Below are 521 nucleotides of genomic sequence, written 5' to 3'. Positions count from 1 at the left end.
GTGGCGGAGAATCGGCGGGCGCTCGAGTTGACCGACATCAGCGACGTCACCCGGGCGAGGCATCTGGCCTGGCTGGCCTACAACATTGTGTTGCAAGACAAAAGCGGGCCACGGCGCGCGGCAGCCGACGCGGCTGCTGCCGCCGCGGCAGCCACTGGTGATCTCGAAGCCACCATCATGGCCGACGTCACCCTCGCTTTACTCGACGTTGGTGAGGGGTACAGGAGCCACGCCCTAATCCGCCTCGAAAAGCTTTGTTCGCTCGACTACACGAATGATGCGGCCTCAGCTCATGGGATTGCCGCAATGCATTACGCAATCCTGCTGGCAGTGGTCGGCCGGTTGGACGACGCTGCGGGCCAGGTCACCGACGGCATCGGGCGGGCCCGCCGGGAAGGCAACGCAATGGTCCTCAATATGTGGGCCGTCATCAGTGGGATCGTTCACCTCGCCGCGGGCCGGTTGTCGGCCGCTCTCGACGCGGCTGAGCCGCTGCCGCCCCCCCAGCCGACAGGCGCCAG

General features: G+C 66.4%; 1 pseudogene. It reads left to right on the top strand.

Annotation, left to right across the window (positions count from 1 at the left end):
• Positions 1-27: 27 nt before the first annotated feature.
• A pseudogene (locus tag A5775_RS11585) lies at positions 28-521 on the top strand (LuxR family transcriptional regulator); the annotation flags it as partial.

Source organism: Mycobacterium sp. 852002-10029_SCH5224772 (assembly GCF_001667315.1).
GTDB lineage: Bacteria > Actinomycetota > Actinomycetes > Mycobacteriales > Mycobacteriaceae > Mycobacterium.
This window is presented reverse-complemented; position numbering and strand designations above follow the sequence as displayed.